Source organism: Lyngbya aestuarii BL J (genome assembly GCF_000478195.2).
GTDB classification, from domain to species: Bacteria; Cyanobacteriota; Cyanobacteriia; order Cyanobacteriales; family Microcoleaceae; genus Capilliphycus; species Capilliphycus aestuarii.
In genome coordinates this window covers 102,274-126,807 of sequence record NZ_AUZM01000003.1, presented here as the reverse complement: position 1 = coordinate 126,807, position 24,534 = coordinate 102,274, and the positions used below count along the sequence as shown (strand labels likewise).

Annotated in this window: 14 protein-coding genes; 6 read left to right on the top strand and 8 right to left on the bottom strand. The window is 41.6% G+C overall.

All coding sequences use genetic code 11. The features are described from left to right. Window positions 1-280: 280 nt before the first annotated feature. Complete coding sequence (locus M595_RS02315; protein ID WP_023064357.1) at window positions 281-1,666, bottom strand: carotenoid oxygenase family protein; 1,386 nt, start codon at window positions 1,664-1,666, stop codon at window positions 281-283. Window positions 1,667-2,099: 433 nt separating this feature from the next. Then, entirely contained in the window at window positions 2,100-3,713 is a 1,614-nt protein-coding gene (gene murJ / locus M595_RS02305; protein WP_023064378.1) for a murein biosynthesis integral membrane protein MurJ, read from the bottom strand. Window positions 3,714-3,971: 258 nt separating this feature from the next. Here murJ and sfsA point away from each other — a divergent pair, with 258 nt between their 5' ends. Beyond that, window positions 3,972-4,694, top strand: a complete 723-nt coding sequence (gene sfsA, locus M595_RS02300; protein ID WP_023064275.1) for a DNA/RNA nuclease SfsA — start codon at window positions 3,972-3,974, stop codon at window positions 4,692-4,694. Between the two features lie 212 nt (window positions 4,695-4,906). Further along, window positions 4,907-5,335, top strand: coding sequence for a dUTP diphosphatase (gene dut, locus M595_RS02295; protein WP_023064307.1), 429 nt, complete (start codon window positions 4,907-4,909; stop codon window positions 5,333-5,335). A gap of 557 nt (window positions 5,336-5,892) precedes the next feature. Here the strand turns inward: dut and M595_RS02290 are convergent. From M595_RS02290 to M595_RS02280, 3 genes are all read right to left on the bottom strand, one after another. After that, the gene (locus tag M595_RS02290) at window positions 5,893-7,626 is read right to left on the bottom strand and encodes a diflavin flavoprotein (RefSeq protein WP_023064279.1); all 1,734 of its coding nucleotides are present in this window, start codon (window positions 7,624-7,626) and stop codon (window positions 5,893-5,895) included. Between the two features lie 32 nt (window positions 7,627-7,658). Beyond that, a complete protein-coding gene (locus M595_RS02285; RefSeq protein WP_023064423.1) occupies window positions 7,659-8,291 on the bottom strand; it encodes a vWA domain-containing protein in 633 nt (210 codons plus the stop codon). Window positions 8,292-8,496: 205 nt separating this feature from the next. Next, entirely contained in the window at window positions 8,497-10,224 is a 1,728-nt protein-coding gene (locus tag M595_RS02280) for a diflavin flavoprotein (RefSeq protein ID WP_023064346.1), read from the bottom strand. Window positions 10,225-10,886: 662 nt separating this feature from the next. On the opposite strand from M595_RS02280, the gene M595_RS02275 reads away from it, so the two are divergent. Next, entirely contained in the window at window positions 10,887-15,131 is a 4,245-nt protein-coding gene (locus M595_RS02275; RefSeq protein WP_023064287.1) for a response regulator, read from the top strand. 95 nt (window positions 15,132-15,226) lie between these two features. On the opposite strand, the gene M595_RS02270 is transcribed toward M595_RS02275, so the two are convergent. After that, on the bottom strand, window positions 15,227-17,848 hold the full coding sequence (locus M595_RS02270; protein ID WP_023064353.1) for a dynamin family protein: 2,622 nt from the start codon (window positions 17,846-17,848) through the stop codon (window positions 15,227-15,229). 223 nt (window positions 17,849-18,071) lie between these two features. Here M595_RS02270 and M595_RS02265 point away from each other — a divergent pair, with 223 nt between their 5' ends. After that, window positions 18,072-19,337, top strand: a complete 1,266-nt coding sequence (locus M595_RS02265; RefSeq protein WP_023064292.1) for a hypothetical protein — start codon at window positions 18,072-18,074, stop codon at window positions 19,335-19,337. Window positions 19,338-19,807: 470 nt separating this feature from the next. Here M595_RS02265 and pyrF read toward each other — a convergent pair whose 3' ends face one another. Continuing rightward, window positions 19,808-20,515, bottom strand: coding sequence for an orotidine-5'-phosphate decarboxylase (gene pyrF, locus M595_RS02260; RefSeq protein ID WP_023064367.1), 708 nt, complete (start codon window positions 20,513-20,515; stop codon window positions 19,808-19,810). Further along, complete coding sequence (tyrS, locus tag M595_RS02255) at window positions 20,515-21,765, bottom strand: tyrosine--tRNA ligase (RefSeq protein WP_040483452.1); 1,251 nt, start codon at window positions 21,763-21,765, stop codon at window positions 20,515-20,517. Before tyrS ends, pyrF begins: the two co-directional genes overlap by 1 nt. 320 nt (window positions 21,766-22,085) lie before the next feature. Between tyrS and M595_RS02250 the strand changes: the two genes are divergently transcribed. Then, complete coding sequence (locus tag M595_RS02250; RefSeq protein ID WP_023064390.1) at window positions 22,086-24,014, top strand: transglycosylase domain-containing protein; 1,929 nt, start codon at window positions 22,086-22,088, stop codon at window positions 24,012-24,014. 247 nt (window positions 24,015-24,261) lie between these two features. Then, window positions 24,262-24,492 carry a type II toxin-antitoxin system CcdA family antitoxin gene (locus M595_RS02245; protein WP_023064360.1) on the top strand — a complete coding sequence of 77 codons (231 nt, stop codon included), beginning with the start codon at window positions 24,262-24,264 and terminating at the stop codon, window positions 24,490-24,492. Window positions 24,493-24,534: the final 42 nt, after the last annotated feature.

The window sequence follows — 24,534 nt, the reverse complement described above, 5'->3', positions numbered from 1 at the left end:
CTAATTTTGGCTCTGATCTGCAAATCAACTGTTGTACTGAAAGAAAGCTTGAGGTAAAATAGAGGCGATTAAAACTTTGTTAATCACCTGATACCGGAAATATTATCAAACCGTTCTATAGATGTCAAATGATTGAAATAAAATGTACTTAAACTTTACATTTCTAAAATTATCTTGACAAGAAAAACCCTGGCAACGATCAACCAGGGCTTATATTTTATACACCGAATTTTGTCGGGATGGACTTAATTTAAGATCCGGCGAACGTGATCTCAGAGAATTATTGAAACTGGCTTTGAGGCACCCAAGTTCCATGAAAACCATAGGGAACCCGTTGGGGAATAATCACTCGCGCCACAGGTTCAGACGTGATATTCTGAGCATCAACAATCACTAATTCTGACTGCTGTTCATTCTCATCGTGAACAAACGTCACTAACCAACCTGCATCTTCGGCGCTATCATCTGGACGAGGAACAAACACCGCTTCACCGCCAAAGCGTCCCTCTCCAAAATGGTGAACCTGACAACTATTTTTATCAAAATCGTATTTATTAATCCCTTCAAATTTGGGGAGTTCAGTCTGGGCTGTTTTACCTATATAACCGTAACGGGTTTGTTGTCCGGTGAAGTGATTATTAATCGTCGGAAATTCTCCCGGTGTATCATCCATTTGTTCTTGTTTAACTTCCCCGGTTTCCATATTAAACCGCCAACGATATAACAAGGGAATATCAGAAGCCTCATTATCGGTCATTGCTAATACCGAAGTAGATTCCATCCGACAAGCAATTAAAACCACTTCCGAACCCTGTTCGTAGGCGTTTAAGGTGTGGAAAATAAAACAAGACGGACATTCAAACCATTTCACTTGGCTACTATCACCATGACGGGGAACAATTCCAAACCGACTCGGTGTTTCTTTTTCAAACATGATTGGATGTTCGCCCCGTTGTATCCGTTCCATCCGAAAAGTTAGGGGTAAATCCATAAAGATTGTATAGTTTTTGGTGATGGCAAAATCGTGCATCATCACCCCAACAGGAATTTCTATCGGGTTAATTTGTTGAAGTTTCCCATCCGGCGTCACCCAACCATATTGTAAATAAGGCGGGGCTGACATTGAATACCCGATAAACCTCATTTCGCCTGTTTCGGGATCAACTTTCGGATGGGCGGTAAACGGAGAAGTCAGTTTACCCTCAAAGTCATCAGCCCCAACAGTATTCACTTCTGGAAGGGTTAACGCATGAGGTTCTCCGCCTTCCCAGAGTGCTAAAAATTTACCTGCGTGCCAAACTAAAGCTGTGTTTCCTGTATTTTTGCTCGGGCCACCGGGAAGATTTTCTTGAGGCGGTTCAAAGATTCCACTCCAGAGGGCGGTTCCGGCTTCATGTTCGATTTTATAGCCTTGAGTGCGAACATAGCGGTTGCGATAGGATGCTTTACCATCGAGAATGCGAACGGCATGGATCATACCATCTCCATCAAACCAATGATACTGTCCAATGGGCGGAAATTGAGGATTTGGGCCGTTTCGTAAAAACATTCCCGACAAACCCGCAGGAAGTTCACCGATGACTTTCAGGTTGTCAGCAGTAATTTCATCGCGAACCGGGGCAAAATTTCCTTCCAGATAAGGATTCGTTGCAACTGTTGAGGTCATATTATCAGTTAGTGAGGTTCATCACTCTTTAACATAGCGTAATATTTCCGTTCACGGAAGAAAAAAACTCTTTCTTAGGTTAGAAATTTATCACCAAGAGTAAAAGCTTTTATGAGTTCAAGGATTTTAGAGTAATCGTCTGATTAACACAGGTTTTAATGATCTGTTGTTGATGAAAATATTTCCCCAAAAATCCTCTTGAATTAAAGTATAAACAGCATTCCGATTTAGTATTGATAATCTGAGGATCTTCACCTCTGTTGAATTCATTAAGCTTGGGAATACTCGAAATTTGATTAAACATTAATAAATGCAGCAGCTTCTCCATTCATTAACTGGAGAATAAGCTGACTGCTCATTAGGAGCAAAACAGTTTTTTGACTGTTCTTGATGTCGAAAAACAAACGATCCATCAACCAATATACAACTTCATTTATCGACTAATTCGTTGTCTGACTTTACTCATTAATAAATCAACTTCAGGTAACTTCATCTGCATTGCAAAGGTTGCAAATACGGCAAATCCTACCGTTGTTGCTAAACAAAGTTCTATTAATAATACCAAAAATCCCTCACTTCCTAAAAGGTTTTGAGTTCCCCAAATCGTTCCCCAACAGGCTAAACCCGCAAATACACTCCCTACCGTTAAACCCAATAACGGAAAGCCCCATTCTCGCCAGGGAAGCCCGTTTAATTTACGATCTAACAAGACTAAAAACATCAACATTGAAACTAAATTAACCCCCACCGTTGCTAACACTAAACCGGGTGCGCCAAAAGCTTGAACTAACAGAAAATCTAACACCGCATTCAAGACAATATTCACCATACTCACCCGAAAAGGTGTTTCTCCATCTCCCAACCCATAAAAGACTCGAACTAAAACATCTCGCCCCAAATAAACAAACATTCCCACGCCATAAGCCATCAATACCGAAGCCACAAATTGAGACGCTGCTAAATCAAACGCAAACCGTTCATAAACCACTCGCACAATGGGTAATGCTAAGGCGACAATGATCGCACTTAAAGGTAACATCGTTAAAGCAGTTAACATTAACGCCTGTCGAATTCTATTCTTTAATTCTGGCCAGTCTGCGGGTTCTCGGAGTCGAGAAAAGATCGGCAAAAACGGCACCAAAATCACATTAGAAATAATTCCTAACGGCGTTTGAACTAATAACCCAGAATACGCCAGTGCAGCAGCAGCTTGGGGAATATAAGAGGCAAAAAATAAATCCGTATAAACATTAATTTGCAGCATTCCCGATGAAAACGTCGCCGGAAGCATCACGCGCATTACATCTTTAACTCCCGGTTGTTTGAGGTTAAATCTCAACCGCAATCTTCCGAGTTTTGATTTCCACATCGCCGGAAGTTGTACCAACCATTGCAACACCGCCCCGGCTAACGTTCCCACTGCTAAGACAATTCCGCCCAGTAAAGCATATTCGGGAGTAGTAATTTTGGGGCCGAGATACACCGCCAATATTCCCAAACTGCCAATTAAAGCCACACTAGAAAATAACGGACTAATAGACGGTAGCCAATACATATCGGCCGCATTTAAGGTTCCGAAACCAATACCAATTAACCCCGCAAATAACGCCATTGGCGCCATAATTTGCAGTTGTTGGATGGCGATCGCCCGAATTTCTAAACCTTCTGGAGTTTGGCTGAGTCCGGGGGCGACTAAATCAATTAATGGACTTGCAAATACAACCATAAATACCGTGATCAATAACAATACCCCACTGACTAAAGTGGTGATCGTTTCGATCAAAGGTGCCGCTTCACTGCGATCGCGTTTGGCTAAGGCGCTGACAATGGCGCTGTGAAACGGGCCATTAATTCCGCCGAGTAAAATCAACAGAAAACCGGGAATGACGTAAGCGTAGTTATAGGCATCGATCGCCGCCCCGACGCCGAAAAGTGCTGCCATTACCTGTTGTCGAACCAGGCCAAATACTTTGCTGATCAGGGTTGCGGCGGCTACAACGGTAGCAATACTGACCAGGGAACGAGTTGTTTTTTGCGATCCAGACACAAATGGTTATAAACGCTTAGTGGCAACCCCTAGTGTATCGGGGAATGGACAATTAGAAAATAGGTGAAAGGAATAATTCCGTGTAGATGCGTTGATCGGGCAAAATAGAAAGGTTGCTGATGATTTTATAGCAGTTCACGCTGGTATATTAACAAATGCAAGGAAACGAGGAATTGCAAAAAGCCTTATTAGACTGAGTTTTTTCCTTTTTCCTCCATGAGTGCCTTTTGCAAGAGCGCGAAGCGCTATAACAGCCGAATGACTGATTTCCTCTATCAATATCCGCCATTGCAAGCGGGCGTATTAGTTAAACGTTACAAACGGTTCTTCGCTGATATTATGCTGACATCCGGAGAAACGATCATCGCCCATTGTCCGAATACTGGCCCGATGACGGGGGTTTGTGTGTTGGGAAATGCGGTTCAAGTCTCGCCCAGTAATAATCCTAAGCGGAAGTTAGCCTATACTTGGGAGTTGATAGAAGTAACGGATAATCAACCGACTTGGGTGGGGGTGAATACGGGTTTACCCAATCGGGTGGTAAAATTAGCTCTTGAACAACATTTGTTTCCAGAATTGGGAAATTATAGCGAGATTAAAAAAGAAGTGGTTTACGGTTGCGATCGCAAAAGTCGAGTTGATTTTTGGTTACAAGGTGAAAACCAGCCGATTTATTTAGAAGTAAAAAATACGACTTGGGCAAAAGATAAATTGGCGTTATTTCCCGATACCGTGACTACACGCGGACAAAAACATTTAAGAGAGTTAACCACGATTGTACAACAAGGGGGTCGAGCGGTGATGTTGTATTTTATTAATCGGGGAGATTGCGATCGCTTTTCTCCGGGGAAAGATGCCGATCCGGTTTATGCAAAGTTGTTAGAAGAAGCGATTAAAATAGGTGTTGAAGTCTTACCTTGTCGGTTTGAGGTGACACCTGTAGGAATTGAATATTTAGGACAGGCAAAACTCGAAATCTGAAACCCCAACTCTCTTGATTAGCGGAAATTATTTTGGGCAATATTCTTAACCCTACCAAAATTATGCAAGTTAAACTTAAACAAATTATTATCTCCCCCGGTCAGCAACTCCTGATCACCAATATCAGTTGGGAAATGTCTTGAATTAAAACCAAAAAAATTCGTTTTTGTGCTTTTGCAAAAGGAACATTAAACATCTCAAACATTAATTGAATGAAACTTAAAATATTGAAATTAGATCAAGCAGCAATTGTGCCAAAATATGCCCATCCTAATGATGCGGGACTGGATTTATATTCTCTCGAAGAACAAGAAATTTTACCCGGAGAAAGCAAACTCATTCACACCGGAATTTCTATCGAACTGTCACCGGGAACAGAAGCCCAAGTTCGTCCCCGAAGCGGTTTAGCCCTCAAACATCAAATTACCGTATTAAACACACCTGGTACAATAGACGCAGACTATCGCGGCGAAATTGGGGTAATATTAATCAATCATGGCAAAACTACCTTTAATATTAATCAAGGCATGAAAATTGCCCAACTCGTTATCGCCCCTGTTATTCACGCGGAAATTGAAGAAGTTGAACAACTCAGTTCGACTGTTAGAGGAGAGGGTGGATTTGGATCAAGTGGGGTTTAAATTATGAATGATGAATGATGAATTATAAAAATAGTTTCAGTCATTTCTAGATGATTGTATCTGCGGCTGCATTAACTGCCTCTCCTAAGCTGGTTAAGCCATCACCAGCAACAATATTAAAGGTTGTATCGACATTAAAGGTTGCCATTGTTGTTCTCCTAATCGGGTTTAAAAGGTTGTTAAATCGTTTTCTAGTCAGGGATTAAAATCAATTTCAACTCATTTCAAAACTGATTAACTAACCTTGTTATCAACTAATCTAATCTTGATGTACAGCAAAGACAATATGAAAATGTTTGAAAACGTATTAACTTTTAGATAAAACTGTTTCAAACATTTTCCTCGCTACGTTCAAAAATGTATGAAAAAATAGAAAAATTTATGATGATAAGTCATCAGACAACAACCAACACTTAGAACCTCAATTCCCGGATCACAACTAAAAAGACACAAAGCCTCAGAGAAATACTCCCTTAGTGTCCTTGTGTCTTGGTGTTTTTTCTGTTGAAAAAAATTAACTGAAACTTTTCCCGTCTATCTCTTGAACCCTTTATCCTTTAATAATGGGTACCAATTTTGCGGTAATGAACGGCTGTTACTCCTTCAGAACTTAACACCTGACCATTAGTAACAGTGGCATAAATTAACCAATGATCGCCACATTCCATCCGTTGTTTCACCTCACATTCGAGATAAGCCAAGGCATCTTTTACCACCACACAACCATTAGATGCTTCCCCAATATCCAACCCCGCAAACCGATCTTCACCCGGTGCAAACCGCTTCATAAAATGCTTACGCAGTTGTTTTCCTTCTTCTAAAATATTCAACACAAATTGATCGCCGCTATGGGTTAAAGACTCTAACGCCCGATCTTTCGCCACCGAAATGGTTAAACCAGGAGGGTTGAATGTCGCTTGAGACACCCACGACGCCAACATCGCACTCTGAACATCTTCTCGCCGACAAGACATCACGCACAGCGAACCCACTAAACGCCCTACCGCTTGGGCAGTACGATCGGCCCCCGAGTCCGTAACAGAAGATCGGGCGCTGCGAAGTTTTTGGGTGCGTCTGAGGGTTTGGGCAAAATCAATCGCCGCTTCTTTACAGGTTTGTAGGGTGACATCGGTGGGTTTAAACTTGACGCGGATGGGTTCAAACCCAAACTTATATCCGGCATCTTTTAGCTTACTTTCAAGGATATCAATTGCTTCTCCACTCCACCCAAAAGACCCAAAAACTCCCGCTAATTTATTAGTTGAAGCGGTGTTTAATATAATTCCTAATGCGGTTTGAATTTGGGTCGGGGCGTGACCTCCTAAAGTGGGTGAACCGATAATAAATCCATCACATTTTTCAATCGCGGCTTGAATTTCTGAGGCTTTGGTATATTCACAGTTAATTGATTCGACCGCAATACCTGCTTTAGTTAAACCTTTGGCGATCGCTTGGGCAATAGTTGCTGTATTTCCATAGGCTGAAGCGTATAATAAAGCCACATTAAAATCTTGAGTTTTTTGTCGATTACTCCATTCTCGATAGAGGTGAGTTAACTCACTCATGCCATAACGAACTAATGGCCCGTGACCTGTTGCATAGAATTTAATTTGGGGTAAATCTGCAATTTTATCGAGGGTTGAAAGCACTTGACGGGCTTGGGCAGCATGAAGACAATCATAATAAAAGCGTCGATCTTCGCTATAAATTGACCATCCTTCATCAAAGATCTGATCGCCGCAAACGTGCGCCCCAAAGAATTTATCGGTGTATAATACTTGGGTTTTGGGATCGTAGGTTAATAAGCCATCCGGCCAACGGGGAGTGGGGACAGCGATAAATTGGAGTTGATGTCCGTTACCGAGATCGAGGGTTTCTTCTCCTTTAACAACGAGCAGGTTAATATTATCGTAGTCGCTGAGATATTCTTTTAAAGCTAAGGCTGCGGGATTGGAACAAACAAAAGTAACTTGTGGGGCAAGTGTTAATAATGCTTTAATCGTCGCCCCTCGATTCGCATTAAAATGTCCTAAGATAATGTAATTTAATTTCGACCAATTCAGCCGCATTTGCAGGGCTTCAATATAGTTGCGGGTAAAAGATTCTCCGGGCGGATCGATAATGGCAGTTTGTTCGGCTTGAATCAGATAGCTATTGGCGCTGGTGCCTTTTTTGAGGGAATATTCAACCTCAAATTTCAGGCGATCCCAAGTGCGCGATCGCAGAACTTTTGTATCTTCTGCAATCAAGAGTGTTTGTACGTCACGGGCTTTTACAAGTGTTGCTGTCATGTTAGATTCTTTTGAATGAGTTGTAAATTGCTTTAATCCAAAATTGCATCAATTAAAAACTGATTAACGGATTTCCGTTTAACTTCATGCCAATATTTTGTATCCACGATATCAAACTTAGCACCGACTTGGGTTAAATCATCATCCAATCCCGTCATAAATCGTCGAGTTGTCACATCATCTCCGATTTGAATAAAGGTAATTCCCAATTCTTCGGCATAATCCATCTTATGGGAGGATTTGATAATTAATTGTTGAAGATCTCCAATCCCATCAATGCCATGTTTATCTAGAACAACCACAATAATCTCACCTTTGGGCTTGGTTTGATTATTTTCTTTGCGCTCAAAATAATGATTGAGAATATCAGCAACTGCTTCAACTACATTAATGTCAATGATATTGGTAACACAAGAACGGTTATTTTCTTGTAAGATATCGGCAAATCGATTCACGGTCGCTTTCGGATATTTTTTTAAATAACTAGAAGCCTCATAAATCGTTAAGCCATTGGGATCAAATTCCTGACATTTCTTTGCCAAATCAATTAAAGAAGCTTGAGCATCTATCCATTCATTAAACCAAGGATGCTGTTGATCGCGGCTGACCCCACTGCGAGCAATCACAATTGTGTAACTACGGTCTTTCAATAAATCGGTAGACATGGAATTGCACCTCGTAAAAATAGGGAAATGGTTGAGACGTGAATAATTAGGCGTTCTCTGGAGATTCCTATTCCTCTGATTTTATCAACGCCGTTGCCTAAAAAAAGTAAAAAAACAGGCATTTCTTGAGTTCCTTTTTATCACTCTCCCGCAGAGAACGACAATCAACTCACACTTTTATATTCCCTATTTTTCGAGTCCCAGTCTAGTAATGATTACCCACTTTCCGATGGTGAACCGCAGGTAAAGTATCGGGATCACTCACTCGTCCTGCTTGCACAGTGGCATAAATAATCCAGTGATCACTCAACTCCATCCGACTAGCAACTTTACATTCTAGATAAGCCACCGCATCCGTTAAAATCGGACTGCCATTACTGGCGCTTTGAGTCTCAATTCCTTCAAAACGATCCGCACCGGGCGCAAACCGTTTGAGAAAATGACGCATCAGCTTTTGATAGTTATTTTCTGCCAAGACATTTAAAACAAAGGTATCATTAACCTGCATTAAAGCTTCAATTGCCCGATCTTTTGCCACCGCAATGCTCAAACCCAAGGGTTGAAAACTGGCTTGAGACACCCATGATGCCAACATCGCACTGCGAACTTCTCCTTTGGTTGCGGTGATAATATATAATCCTCCACTGAGGCGACCGAGCGCTTTATCGAGGTCATTATCGAGGGATTTCATTTGCTTAACGGCTTTTTTCAACCCTAACCACTGTCCGATGTCCGTCCCCGCTTCTTCACAGAGTTTGTAGGTGTTTTCGGTTGGGGTTTCAGTAACACGAATGGAGGGAAAACCTTGTTTAATTCCGGTTTGTTTGAATTTGACTTCTAAAAGATAAACCGATAAGCTACTCTCGCCGCTTTCGTACAGACCAAAGGCTTGTTTAGCGTGAGTGGAGGCTAAAATCGTGCTAATTGCTTCAGAGGCTATTTCAGCATCAGGGCCAGAGACAGGCGGTGTACCGACGATTAAACCTTGGGCGGAACTGGCGAGTTCACGAATTTCTTGCTGATCTGCCGATCGCAAATCTAGCATTTCGACTGCAATTCCGGTTTTAGTCACCCCATGAGCGATCGCTTGGGAAAGCCGATCACTATAGGCATAGTCGGAGTAGTAGAATACCGCTACGGTGGTTTCGCCTTTGGCTTGGGCTTGACTCCATTCGTGGTAACGCCCGACGAGTTCCCCGACATTATGACGAAGTAATGGCCCGTGTCCGGTGGCGATCGTGTTGATTTCCCCGAGTTTTTCCATGCGTTTGATCGCACTCAGGACTGAACGAGCGTTCGGTGCCATCAAGCATTCATAATAGAAGCGATAATCTGGCTCAATTTCGGCTAAATTTTCATCATAGGTTTGATCCGAGCAATAGTGCATCCCAAACGCATCACAGGTAAACAGGGTTTCGGTTTTGCGATCGTAGGTGAAAATCGTGTCTGGCCAGTGTAAATTGGGAGCAGAGACAAATTCTAAGAGATGACCGTTGCCTAAATCTAGAGTCTCGCCGTTTTTGACTTGAATGCGTTTAAACTCAACGTGGGTGAGATTTTCGAGGAATTGAATCGCGACTTTTGCACCGACAATGGTAATATCGGGAGCGAGTTCTAAAACATCTTTGACTAAGCCACTGTGATCGGGTTCGGTATGGCTGATAATCAGATAATCAATTTCACGCGGATCAATCAGTCCTTGGAGAGTTTCGAGGTACTGTTGACGAAATTTGGCGTGGGAGGTATCAACTAGAGCCGTTTTTTCGCCTCGGATGATGAATGAATTATAGGTTGTTCCATTTTGTAATCCAAATTCGATATCAAAGCGATCGCGATCCCAATCTAAGGAACGAATTGCGGTTGTATCTGTAACCGTTTCGCTGACTTCCATCGTCAAGCGACTAGATTGAACTTTATCGGTAAGGGCTACCATATTTGACTTCCCCTCAGTAACTCGTTATGACTTCAACTTGTGTTCTATTGTGACATGAATCAACTCTAAAGTTTTATTGAAAAACCTATAGGTGAGTTAAGATCCACAAAAGGTTGTTCATTTTTCCCCGTTTACAGGGGACGCTCTCCTTGAGTTCTACGGCAACTCTATCGAACAATACCGCAAAAATCTGGGATCATCTTCACCTTCAAACCACCTCGTACTTTGAGTTGTGTTTTTGAGTTGAAGTTTAATATTACGTTATTTAGGGTTAAAGCTTGAAAAGTGATCTCCAAACAACCCTAACTTGAATATCTATATATTAGACAAAATTGTATCAAATTTTGATGACCGAACCGTGAGCAAATCAAACGGAATTTAATCTAAATTCAAAGAGTAGAAGATTTTACAAGATTTTATCTGTGACTTTCAATGGCTATTTTCTGCTATTCTGCGGTGATCAAGACCGAGAGATTGGAAGGGTTTGGAGTATTCAAGTTAAAATCGAGATGAGACATCAACCAACCTCTCAAAAAGATGAGGTAATGTCACCAGCAAACGATTACGGTTGATTGAGATGCCATGGTTGGAGATTCCCCTCCATCAGTTGGGTGCAGGTGTATTGATGCGAGTCACTCAGTCGCACCACTAAGGAATATCCCATGAAATTGCGTAAGAAAACCCTATTAATTATCGGTGCAGCCCTATCAAGTCTCCTTGTGGCACTCTATGTCACAGCATCAATTGTCCTGCATAATAACTTTCATCGCCTAGAAGTGGAGTCTGTACATCAAGAGTTCATGCGGGCGGTGAATGCTTTACACCAAGAATCCGTAAACTTAGAAAAACTAGCCCAAGATCAAGCCCAGTCCCTCAATATTGCTGCGATTGTCAATTCCTCCAATTCTATAGAGGTAGATTGGCAACGAACACCCGTTGATTTATTCGTCTTAGTGAATGCGGAAGGGAAAGTTGTTTTCAGCAGAGGATTTGATCCAACTCGTCAGCGAGAAATCCCTATTTCTGAAGGGTTTCAAGACTATCTGACCTCCGACTCTTTCAGACTTAGCAGATTTTTGAGTGAAAATAGTCAGAAAATTTCCCAATCTAACTTTTTGTTGTCTTCTAGTTTAGCAGAAAAAAACAGTTCTTATTCTTCAATTTTTACCCCTGGAAGTTCGGGTCTTTTAACTTTACCAGAAAGCAATTGGTTAATTGCAGCCCAACCTATTTTTACCTCTGATTCTTCAAATATTCAAGGTGTTGTTCTATTAGGACATAATTTAAACCGCTTAGTTCCGGATATTGCCCAAAGGAGTCAATTATCTCTCCAGATCAAACCTTGGAGTTCCGAAATATTTCCTTCAGAAAAATCAGAAAATATTTGGGTTGAATCGCTAAATTATTCAATATTAGAGGGATATACAGTTCTGCGAGATATTCAAGGAAAAAATGCTTTAAAACTTGAAGTAAAAGTTAAGCGAATCTTCTCTAAAGCAGCCCAAGATAGTCAATATCACTTAATTCTAGCAGTTTTGTTTGTCGGTGCAATCTTAGGGGGAATTACTCTCTTTGTTTTAGAACGATTGGTATTATTCCGTATATCTGATTTAAACAATCAAGTGAGTCATATTAGCAGCAGTGGTGACTTATCTCTACAAATATCGGTATCGGGAGAAGATGAACTGGGGAATTTAGCTGAAACCATTAACCAAATGCTTCGCGCCCTAGAAGATGCTGATTGTGATCGCCTAGAACAAGAAGAACGTTATCGTTTATTAGCCGAACATTCAACCGATATGATTACTCGCCATTCGGTTGATGGAATCATTCTTTATGCTTCACCCGCTTGTCGAGTTTTACTCGGATATGAACCCGAAGAATTAATTAATTGTACTGCTGCTGATTTTCTTCATCCTCGGGATCTGAATGCTTTAGTGAAAGCTCATTTTTTTGTATTGCGTCAAAATGTAACTTACACCATAACTTATCGTATTCGTCACAAAAACGGGAATTATATTTGGTTTGAAACCACCAGTAGCGCGATTAGAACTTCTGAAAATGAAGATTCACAAGAAATTATTGGTGTTTCCCGAGATATTAGCGATCGCAAACAACGCGAACAACAACTCCAAGATAGTGAAGCTTCTATTCGAGCATTATATCAGATAACATCCGCCCGAGAGATAAATTTTCAAGAACGTCTTCGTCGAATTTTAAAAGTGGGTTGTTATAAGTTTGGTTTAGAAGTGGGGTTACTCTCTCGTTTAGAAGATATTAATCCTACTCAAAATCAATATAAACTGGAAATCATGGCTGCTATGTGTCCCTATCCAGAGATTCAGAAAGGAAAAGTTTTTGAGTTGACAGATAGTTTGTGTTTGATGACAGCCAAATCGAAAAAACCCCTTTATTTTGAATCCCTACAATTTTCGGGTTTACCCTGTTCAACTTCAACACCATTTAAAATTGAAGCTTATATGGGCATTCCGGTGATTGTTGAGAATAAAGTTTATGGAATTTTATGTTTTTGGAGTCAGCAAACAAAAACAGAACCTTTTAAAGCAGTTGATCGGGAACTATTAAAGTTAATGGCCCAATGGATAGGAAGTGAACTTGAACGTCAACAAACCGCCCAAGATTTAGCGAAAGCGCGAGATGAAGCCCTGGCTGCAACTAAAGCGAAAAGTGAGTTTTTAGCCACCATGAGTCACGAAATTCGCACTCCCATGAATGCGGTAATTGGGATGACGGGGTTATTGTTAGATACTCACCTCACCTCTACTCAACAAGATTATGTAGAAACGATTCGGAGTAGTAGCGATGCGTTGCTTTCATTGATCAATGATATTTTGGATTTCTCGAAAATAGAATCGGGAAAACTGGAGTTAGAACAACATCCCTTTGACTTGCGAACTTGCATTGAAGAATCGTTGGATTTACTCGCGACAAAAGCAGTGAGTAAGAATATTGAACTTGCTTATTTAATTGATCCTTTAACGCCTTCTAAAGTGATTGGAGATGGGGCGCGACTCCGACAAATTTTAGTAAATCTTCTCAGCAATGCGGTTAAATTTACAGAAACCGGAGAAGTGGTTATTTCTCTAAAAGCTGTTTCTTTAAAGCCTATTGCTTCTGAGGATAACTTAGACGATAACTCAGACAAAAATTCTACAGAAACGACAACTAAACCCAACCGTTATCAGATTCAATTTGCAGTGAGAGATACCGGAATTGGCATTCCACCCGCACGCATGAATCGTTTGTTTAAATCCTTTAGTCAGGTGGATTCTTCCACCAGTCGGCAATATGGCGGAACGGGTTTAGGATTAGTAATTAGCAAACGACTTGCTGAAATGATGGGCGGGCAAATGTGGGTAGAAAGTCACAAAACGATAGCAGGTGAACCGCCTGCTGATTTTACACCTTCAATGACAAATTCTATAGGTAATCGCCCCTTACCTGATCCTGTAAAAATTGATCAAGTTTCACAAACGTCTAAATCTTTTATTCCCAATAAAGCAGTCGGTTCAACCTTTTATTTTACCATTGTTGTAGAATCTTGTTCTCATCTCAAAAAAGAGTGGGGTAAAACGCCAGAGTTAACCGGAAAACGGTTATTAATTGTTGATAACAATGCCACAAATCGCCAAGTTTTGACTCTACAAACTCAAGCTTGGGGAATGCTAGCAAAAACCGCCGCAAATGGATTAGAAGCCTTAAATATTTTGCGTCAGGGTGAACCGTTTGATATGGCGTTGTTAGAAATGCAAATGCCTGATTTTGATGGGTTATCTTTGGCTAAAGAAATTCGCAAGCTGTCACCTTATAAAAGAGTTCCTTTGGTTTTGTTAACTTCGATGGGAAGGCAAAGTATTGATCGCGCCCAACTTTATGATTTTTCTGCTTGTTTAAATAAGCCGATTAAACAATCTCAGCTTTATAATGTATTGATGAATATTTTAGGTGGAGAATCGCTAGAAGTTCATTTAGTCGATAAAAATCGGTTGAAACTTAATAAAGATATTCCCTTACTCGCTAAGACATTACCCTTAAAAATTCTACTGGCTGAAGATCATTTGGTTAACCAAAAAGTCGCTTTGCAAATCTTACAACGGATGGGATATCGGGCGGATGTTGCCGGGAACGGTTTAGAAGTATTAGAAGCATTACGACGCCAATCTTATGACGTGGTTTTGATGGATATGCAAATGCCGGAAATGGATGGCTTGGAAGCGGCGCGACAGATTAAAAAACTCTATGGCGATCGCAAAAAAGATACCTCTGAACGTCCCCGAATTATTGCGGTAACTGCTAATGCAATGGAAAGCGATCGCAATGATTGTATTGCCGCAGGTATGGATGATTATATCAGTAAACCGATTAGAATGGAACAGCTAGTTTCTGTTTTGAAACAATGTCAACCGATTAATCAAGCTGTTTTAAATAATAATATCGATAGTGTCGTTTCTGAGGCTGTTCAGTTAACAAATGAAGCCAAACAAAACCAAGATTTTTCGACTCAAGTGGCGACTTCTCCCCGTGAAAAATTGGTTGTCCTTGATCCGAATGTGATTGAGAGTTTACGAGAAATTGAAGCTTTAGAAGAAGCTGTTGAAGCCTATTTAGAAACCACTCCAGAATTGTTAGAAAAAATAGAATCAGCGATTACAAACCTAGATGCGGAACAACTCAAACCCGCCGCCCATTCTCTCAAATCAATTAGCGGAACCTTGGGCGCTTTAACACTCTTTGAATTCTGCGAACAGTTAGAACTGAAAGCCCGTGAAACCTTAGAAAAAGGCGTTCCTTTATCAGAAGATATTACCACAATTTATGATAAAGTTACCGCAGAGTTTGGATGGGTAAAAGCTGCTTTAAAACTGGAAGTAAAACGTTCCCCGTAGGGGCGCATGGCAATGCGCCCATCAAACGCCCATCAAACGCCCATCAAACGCCCATCAAACGCCCATCAAACACTTCGCCAACCCCTCCTACAATTTTATTGATTGCTAACTGGGTTAACTTCTCGAACAATGGCTTCTATTTCCTGTCGAACTTGTTCTAGTCGTTGACGCTGTTGTTGTATCCAAGCTTGCTCTTGTTGGCGCTGTTGAACAGATTCTTGATAAACTTTTTGTTGCTGTTCTAGTAGATTTTCGCACAGTGAAATCGCCTGTTTAATTAAATCACTTGCCAATTCAACTCGGGTATTATACATTGATTGAATGTTAGCACAAATCTTGTCAAAAATTTCTTCTTGAGACTCATAAAAGTTGTTCAAACCTGCCTCACAAACTTCTTGCTTAACCTGAGCATGAATTTCCTCTTCACTTGGCCCACCAAATAAAAAAGATCCAATTGCTGCGGCTATCCCTCCAGCTATCAGTATGGGAAGAAATCCTATTCCTGTAAATGCCAGTAGAGCGCCGACTGTTAATCCGCCTGTTCCCAAACCACCAAACAAATTAAATCCCCCTTCTTCATTATTGTTAGAACCAAGTGCTGGATTAATTCCTAATTCATTAGCATTCAGATTTCCGATCAAAGTTGAGGTAAATTGATTGCCAACATTTGTATCAAGCCGACTATCTAATCTAGTTAAATTACTTCTGATTTCTTCAAGCTCATCTTGAATAAATCCGTTTAAATCTTTCAGCCGATCAGTCAAAATATTTTCTTCTAATGTTTTGACCCACTGCTCAAGTTCTTTTGAAAGAGAAGCTGTAAATTTATCTCCATAGTCTGCGATCAACTTTTTTTTATCCTCAAAGGCTGAATAGTTAGAATCCCATCGATCACTTGCTTCAAAAATCCGCACATCCAATTTTTCAACCCATTGATTCCAATATTCAACAGCATCATCAATCACATCTTCTACTTCTTGGTCTGCTATAACTTTTATTTTTACATCCCGTCCACTGATTTCTCCCATTTGTTCAATAATTTCTGTCTTTCCAGCCTCACTTAGTTGTAGTTTTCCTTCTAAAAGATTCTCGGCTTGATGCAAACCTTCTAACCCAGACCGAATTAATTGATTAACTTCTGTCGTTGCTTTCTTAACCTCCAAAATTCCTCGTTCCTCAGTCAGAAACTTTTCTATAGATTGGGTAAAATGAGAAAAACTTTGTAGATACTCATTCTCCGTTCCCGCTAAAATAGCATCGAGGGTTGCTTGTGCAGAAATAAAATGAATTCGGTTTTCTCCGCCAATGATGGGATTTTGCGCCATCACCAAATTTTCTATCCGTTTTTGTACCTGCTGACGACTGTTTTCGCTGCGAAGTAAATCCCAGAAATTCACCAACATAAACAAATTATTGGCGGGTTCCTGTTCATTGCCATTGAGTTGATTTTTCAGACTTTCCAGTAACTCTCGTTCTCCCTGTGTGAGAGGACGGGAAGCATTCGTTACAAAAATAACAACATCCGTATCTTTTAGCAGTTGTTGAGTGATTTCCGTTCGTTCTGGATGTTCGTTCAACCCCGGAGAATCAACAATTTCAACCCCATATCGACACAACTCTAAGTTAGGATGCTCAAAAATAATTTCGCTAATTTTACTAACTTCAGAATTCGCCAATCCTTCGGTAATATTTCCCAATGCAGCTTCTTCGGAAATCGCCGCTTTTTCTTGATACTGTTCTAACGGGATTTCTTCTTGTCGTTTATCTTTGTAACAACAAATCACCCGTTTTTGTTCTCCATATCTCAAAACCGTTACCGTTCCGCTACAGGGAATATCTCGAACGGGTTGGATTTCTTCACCCAGTAAAGCATTTAAAATCGTTGACTTTCCTTGACTAAATTCACCCACAACCGCAACTCGAAAACGTTGAGACTGTAGCTTTTTAGAAACTTTGCCAATTTCCTCTATTAAAGACGCCTGAAGAAACTCTCTCTCCGTACAATCCTGTACAATTTTCTCAATATCAACACATTTTCGATCAAGCTGGCGTTTGCATTCTTGAAAGGCTTGTAACGCCTCATAGGAAATCGTGCGATGCTGTTGACTTTTTTTCTTTTCGGAAACAACCGGAAGAACCGCTAACATTTGACTCGCCGCTTTCACAAACACGCTATCTAAATCGTGAAACCAAACCGGATCGAGTAAAAATCTGACTTTTTCTAAATATTCCTTATCTACAGAAGCGGGATTACTAAACGCCGATTCTAATACGTTTAAATATTGCGGTTCAAGTCTCAAGTGATTCGCCAAAATTTCTAAATATTTCTTCTCTCGTTCATCCATATCTCCATCTGCTGCTGACATTTCATAACCCAAGCCAATCAATAACAACTTTTCCGATTCCGAAAAAGAAGCAGTCAGCAACGACAAATCATTAGGATTTTGATAAACCTTTTGTTGACGAACTCCTTTTACCATTAATTTCACCAACTCGCTAACATTTCCCGATGGTGGAATAAACTGACGGAGAGTAATTTTCAGTCGCTGTACTTCCTCTTGGGTGACTTGTTGATCGACGAATATAACACCCAACAAAACGGAGACTAAAGCGGCGAGAAACACAACGGGAGGACTGAGATCTTTTTCACGAAGTTTAAGTCCGGTAATGCGAGACAGTAAATCGACGGTATCAGCGGTAATTAATGATAAATCCATGAGTCGTCAATCTCCTATATTTTAGTGATTGATAGGTTTTTATTGAGAACTTCCGTAAAAATACGGAGATGAAATTTCTCTAGTGAAAACTAACTAACAAATCAATTTTTATTGATTCACTACAATTCGAGTTAGAGTAGAATGAGAATAATGCTTCTACACGAAAATAGTATATCATTCGATTAGAAAGCAGGGTCATTCTTCAATAAAAAAGTTAACAATCATGGAATACATCTTCAGTGCAGGAAGTCAAGCTCTTTTAGCCGCAGGTAAACTGCTTCAAGTCACCACAAGTACAGGTCAAGTTTTGCCATTAGTACGAGATCCCGCTACGGGTCAATTTGTAGAAATGGCAAAAGGTGCAGTTTTTAACGGTGCTTCTTTATCGCCTCTAATTGGTGGAACTCCAGCCCAGATTCCTTTAGCGTTAGGACAAATGTACCAAAATCAACAAGTATTAGGACAATTAAACGTTATTAAATCGGGCTTGGGAGTCTTGCAAGCAACAACAGCATTTATCGGCGTGGGTGTGGCGGCGACGGCTGTACTTTCGGCCGTTAATTTATGGCAAACCTTTAAATTACGAGAAGATGTTAAACAATTAAAATTAGAACTCCGGGGCGGTTTTCTTGACCTCAAACAAGCCTTAAGAAGCCAGGGCGTTGAAATTGTTCAACATTTGGATAAAGTCGCGGAAGATATCAAATTTGAACAGCATCGCCTCGAATATCTCAAAGCCTATTCACGGTTTATTCAAGCGACAAAATTAATGAAAACAGCCACGACTATCGAAGATTTAGACGCGAGAAAAGTAGAACTTTCTAACGCCCGTCAAACCCTCGGAGAAGCGTTGGCGATTTACAATAGTCCCCATTTATTATCAGAAACTTCCGCACCCGGAAAACTGCGAAGACACGAATGTGCTTGGGCGATAGAACAAACCATTTGTCTCACCTATCAACTACAAAATGAACCCAAAGCGTTAAAACAATCCGTTTCAGACTTACAAGAAAAAATTCGTCAAGATGCGTTAGAAGTAATAAAATCTTGCCAAACAGAAGAAGAATTAGACTTTATATTCCCCGAATTGACTCATATTTACAACCATGATTTAGCGGCGTTGTCAGCGTGGGAAAATCAAATAGATTGGATGATGAGTTTACCACCCGAAGATTTAAAACTATTAGAAAGTGCAGATTTTCAAGAATCTCCCGAAACTTCAGAGACAGAATTAGTTACCGTTACAGAACCGCCTGAATACCAATATTATCAAGAGTTAAAGACCAAATCTCATTCAGCATCTTTACATGATCAACTTTTATTTTTAATGAACCCAGAATTGCGGCGAGAGTCGGAACGTTATGTGAGTGAACACGCAAAAAATGCGGGATTTAAAAGCCTCGTTTCTGCTAATTTACAACAGGCTTCTCACATGACAGTGGCAAACTTGTATTGGTATTTTAAAGTTCAAGCCGGAGTCAGAAGATGAACTCAAACCCGCAACCGTTCCTGCTTAATTTTATCTGGTAATTCTTCAGGGAATTTAGCATGATATAGCAGTGTGAAATGATTTGCAAAAATTTAATCTGTTCAAAGCCCCCAGTATTGGGGGTTTGGGGGCGATATCCTTTTCAAATGGTTTCTGATTGCTATAGTTCATCTAAAATCCTTAAATATTTGCTATTAATAATGTCAAGTTTATCATCCCCCTAGCCCCCAACTTTGGGCAGGGCCATTTCATTCTAAGTTAAAAATTACCGGGGGTGATGGGGTAATGGGGAGAGGATTTTTTTCTGATTAAAAATAGCTTTTTATTAATAAAAATTCTCCCTACTTCCCTACCTCCCTACCTCCCTACCTCCCTACCTCCCTACCTCCCTACCTCCCTACCTCCCTACCTCCCTACCTCCCTACCTCCCTACCTCCCTACCAATCAAATTTTAGGGGGATAATTTATGTTTAAGATATCTCCTCAACAATGCGTTGTAAAGCCGCTATGGGGTCTTCTGAGGCGGTTATGGGTCGTCCGATGACCAGGTAATCAGCACCCGCTTTCATCGCCTGAGACGGGGTAAATGAACGCTGTTGATCGCCTTTTTCCGCCCAAGTCGGACGTACACCCGGACAAACTAATAGAAAATCATGCCCACAAGTTCGCCGCAACTGTTCGACTTCTTGGGGTGAACAAACCGCCCCCGCCAACCCACTTTCTTGGGCGAGTAATGCCATTTGTAGGGCGTATTCTGGCAACTCCAAAGGGATTTTTAAATCAAAGGCTAATTCGCGGGAATTTAAACTCGTTAATAATGTAATTGCGATTAAATTTGGCACAGGTTTATCCGCTGCTTTCGCGCCTTCTTCTAGGGCATTTTGAGCGGCTTTTAATGCCACTTTTCCGGCTGTTGCATGAATGGTAATTAAATCTACGCCGTATTGGGAAGCCGCCCGACAAGCGCCCGCAACGGTGTTAGGAATATCGTGAAATTTCAGGTCGAGAAATATTCGTTTTTGTCGCTGTTTCAGTTGGGTTAAGATTTCAGGCCCGCTACTGATAAATAGTTCTAGACCGACTTTCCAGAAGGAAACTTGAGGCAATTGGTCAACTAAAGCGAGTGCTTCTGTAATCGTTGAAACATCGAGAGGAACGATTATTTTTTCTGTATTCATTATCCGACTAACCGCACAAATTTCTTTTTACCCAGTTGCAAAACTCGTCCGTTTAAATCATCTATAGAATCAAAGATGAGGTTAACATCGGTAATTTGTTCACCATCAAGTCGTACTCCTCCCCCTTGCATTTGTCGTCGGGCTTCGCTGCTGCTTTTGCACAAACCACTGGCATTGAGAATGTAGAATAACTTGGCTGGAAATTCGACTTCAGTTAGGGAAAATTCGGGAACCGCATCGGCTTGTTTAGCATTTCCTCCCGTGAGGTTGAGGGCGGCTTTTTGGGCGTCTTTAGCAGCTTCTTTTCCGTGATACTGAGAAACAACATCTAGGGCTAATAATTTTTGTCGTTCTCGGGGATTTTCCGGAAGCCCGTCGAGAGGAAGTTTGGTCAGCAGTTCAAAGTATTGTATAATTAAATCATCAGGAATTTTTTCCAATTTGGAATACATTGTTAGTGCATCTTCAGACAGTCCGACATAATTTCCCAGAGATTTTGACATTTTCTGAACGCCATCGGTACCGATTAAAATCGGCATTAACAAACCAAATTGAGGTTTTTGTTTGAAGTAGCGTTGTAAATCTCGACCGACCGCTAGGTTAAACTTTTGATCAGTGCCTCCGAGTTCGACATCAGCTTCAACGGCGACAGAATCATAACCTTGCATAATTGGGTAAAGAAATTCATGCAAATAAATCGGTGCTTCTTTCTCGTAGCGTAAGGCAAAGCCTTCTTTGGCTAACATTTGTCCAACGGTCATCGTGGAAAGCAAATCCAAAATTTTAGCTAAATCGAGTTGAGAAAGCCATTCGGAATTATAGCGAATTTCTAAGCGTCCGGGTGTGTCAAAATCAAGAATCGGACGAACTTGATCGAGATAAGTTTGAGCGTTTTGTTGAACTTGTTGAGTGGTGAGTTGTTTACGAACTTCAGATTTTCCGGTCGGATCACCAATTCTTGCGGTAAAATCACCAATAATCAAAACAGCAGTGTGTCCGGCATCTTGAAAATCACGGAGTTTGCGGAAAACAACACTATGTCCGAGGTGAATATCTGTTCCAGTGGGGTCAATCCCAAATTTAATTCGTAACGGTTGATTAGACTGAGCCAATCGTTCGTTAAAATTGTCATCGGGACTCTTAGAATCGAGTTGTTCAGGAAAAATTTCACTAACACCTCGACGCAGTTTCGTCATATGATCGAGAGGTGCTTCTGTTGATCTCTCTTTTGGAGGTTGACTCAATGCCATAATTTGATGAAGATTTTTATTATTGCAAATATTGGATCGATTAAGTTAACCTTGATCCCTGATCTCTTGTGTTAATCACTGATTTATATTCATACAGCATCTTACCATTGTCCGATGCGATTGGGGATAGATTGCGATGAGCGGAGGCAAACCCAAATTGTCGAACCCGGTTTTCTGAGAAAACTTTTAGAAAACCCATCAATAGCCACAAACTAATGCTGTATGCTATCACTTAGCCAGAGCGATCACCCTCTGGGCGCGATCCTAACCCCGGCTTGATCCCCTGTTGCCTTGTTTTCCTGAAGGGAGTGAAATCTAACGTGTCATCAACTAACGCTATCGGCCAAAAACCGGAAGTTAACAACTCAGAAGGTATTTTTGACTTCGTGCAGTCAGTGAGCAAGGTCACGGCTGGGACGCTACTCAGTGCTACCATGTTAGCGAGTTCGGTCATGGCTGGAGGGCTAGTCGGTTTAGCCGTCAGCTTCCGAAATTTGCCCGATGTGCGGGTTCTGCAAAGCTACGCCCCGACAGAAACCACCCACATTTACGATATTCAGGGTAGACCACTGGCGAGTCTTCACGATGAAGCCAACCGCGAAGTTATTTCCCTTGATGAAATTTCACCTCACCTCAAGCGTGCAGTTTTAGCAATTGAAGACAGCAACTTCTACTATCACAAAGGGATTTATCCGACAGGAATTATCCGGGCTTTTGTGGCCAACTTAGAGAGCGGAGAGACGGTAGAGGGGGGTTCAACCCTAACCATGCAGTTGGTGAAAAACCTGTTTCTGTCCCCAAACCGCACCATTAGCCGGAAAGCCGCAGAAGCGGTGATGGCCATTCGGTTAGAACAAATTTTAGCCAAAGACGAGATTTTAGAGCTATATCTCAACCAAGTCTATTGGGGTCATAACCTGTATGGTGTAGAAACCGCATCTCTAAGTTATTTTAATAAATCAGCCAAGGATCTGACGCTGGCCGAAGCGTCCATGCTGGCGGGTTTAATTCCGGCGCCGGAAGATTTCAGCCCGTTTGTAGACTACAAAAAATCCAAGCAGAGACAAGCCACCGTTCTCAAACGAATGCGGGATTTAAAATGGATTACGGCCGAAGAAGAAGCCGAAGCCCTCAAACAACCTCTGCTGGTCGGGTCTATCACCTCATTTCGCCAGAGTCAGTTACCCTACGTGACTGAAGCTGTTGTTCAGGAGTTAACCCGCAAGTTTGGCCGGGATGCAGTCCTCAAAGGCGGAATGCGCGTACAAACAACGATTGATGTCAACTTCCAACGGATGGCCGAACAAGTCGTGAGTACATGGCATGAACGCCTGTATTATTGGGGAGTTTACCGCAGTTGGGATAACGGTCAAATCGCTCTGGCTGCTGTTGACCCCCGAACCCATTTTGTTAAGGCAATGGTGGGCGGTGCCGACTACAAAACCAGTCAATATAACCGGGCGATTCAAGCTCAACGTCAACCGGGTTCGGCGTTTAAACCGTTTGTTTACTATACTGCTTTTGCAACCGGTAAATATTCCCCAGAGTCAACTGTTTATGATTCCCCAGTCAGTTATCCCGATGGTTATGGCTACTATTCTCCCCGCAACTACGGAGGGGGCTTCTCTGGGGCGGTGAGTATTCGCTCCGCTTTGACCAATTCTCTCAATATTCCGGCGGTGAAATTAGGTCAGGCGGTTGGACTCAATCAAGTGATTGAAGTCTGCCGGATTCTGGGTTTCAGAAGTCCGATAGACCCGGTAATTTCCTTACCGTTGGGTTCAGTCGATGTTACCCCCATGGAAATGGCCGGAGGCTATGCCACCTTTGCTAATAATGGTTGGCACTCAGATCCGACATTTATTGTACAAGTCACCGACAGTCAGGGAAATATATTGTTGGATAATACGCCTAAACCGAGATTAGTCTTAAATCAATGGGCGGCGGCATCCCTCAATAGTGTTTTACAAGGGGTGATTTCAGGGGGAACTGGAACCCGCGCGCAAATTGGCCGTCCGGCAGCCGGAAAGACAGGAACCACCTCCTCCGAGCGGGATGTCTGGTTTGTAGGCTATACCCCGCAATTATCCACTGCGGTTTGGGTGGGAAATGATGATTACACTCCCCTGGCTTCCGGGTCTACCGGAGGAACAACGGTGGCTCCGATTTGGCGAGATTTTATGAGTCGCGCCCTCTCCGGTCAGCCCGCTCAAGGGTTTCAATCTCCATCTAAGTTTGAACGACCCTAAAGAATCGTTATTTTTGGGGCTTCAGGAGTAAACTCCCAACAACCCAGTTAGTTTGTTGGATTGTGGAACGAGCATCGTACAATAGAAATAGGCACGGAATCAGGGGTTGCTCTGTCTTGCTGCAAATCAAAGAAATGAAGCGAGTCTTCCTGGGTAAAGTCACCCCAAGTTTCAGGTGAAAATCATACTCAGCCGTGCTTATTCCCCCGAAAGATTTAGATTTTGATTGGCTAGGATTTTTTACGTTATGAACCAGCAGAACCCCATATCTTCCTCCGATGCGCCCACAAAAGTCGAAGTTTCTATTAAGATAGACTCCGAGCTGCTCGATCAGATTCAGCATCTGACAAATGATCCGAGTAAAGTCATAGAAACGGCTTTGCGTCAGTGGCTTAGGGGTGAGCGTCCTGAAGATGAATTGGCTTTAACTCTCCAGCGCAATCCTCCCGTCCCACCTCGGGGTGAGTGGAATGATTAGCTCAACTCCACACTTTCCACTCTGTCTGAATTAGATAGAACG